1 protein-coding gene is annotated in these 564 nt (G+C 56.2%); it reads left to right on the top strand.

Going from position 1 to position 564, the window contains the following annotated elements; translation table 11 throughout:
- On the top strand, positions 1-564 hold a 564-nt coding region (locus tag HBO12_RS28200), incomplete at both ends, for an immunoglobulin-like domain-containing protein (protein ID WP_170043809.1).

Here is a 564-nt window from a genome sequence, read left to right as displayed (position 1 = left end):
CCGGCATTAAAGAAGTCGCCGGTGGCGAGCACTTTGAAAATCTGGTCCCGGGGACTGACAAGGTCACCACGACTGTTACTGATACCCCAGGTACCGATAACACCACGACAGTGACCCTGACTGCTCCTTCGGAAGTGAGTGAAGGTGGAAAAATCACCTACACCGCCACCTTGAGCAACAAGGCTGACACTGACGTCACCTTGACCCTCGATAACAAACAAACCATCACCATCAAGGCTGGCGAAACCGTCGGCACCGTGACAGTGGACGCTCCAGGCGATGACGTGTTCATCGACAAGAGCACCCAGACCGTCCAGATCACCGGCACTAACGGTGGCAACTTCGAGAAACTCGTGGTTGCAGGCGATGGCGCGACTACCACCATCAACGACACCATCGACAAGGTCGATGTGGTGCTGACCGCGACCAAAACCGTGGGTGAAGGCGGCCAGATCGTCTACACCGCCACCCTTGTGGATAAAAACGGCGCACCCGTCACTAACACCACTGGTCCGCTGACCATCACCCTGGATAACAACCAGGTCATCACCATCGGTGTGGACA

It is taken from the genome of Pseudomonas sp. WS 5059, assembly GCF_012985525.1.
Taxonomy (GTDB): domain Bacteria; phylum Pseudomonadota; class Gammaproteobacteria; order Pseudomonadales; family Pseudomonadaceae; genus Aquipseudomonas.
The sequence above is the reverse complement of the archived record's forward strand: the minus strand, read 5'-3'. Positions and strand labels throughout refer to the sequence as shown.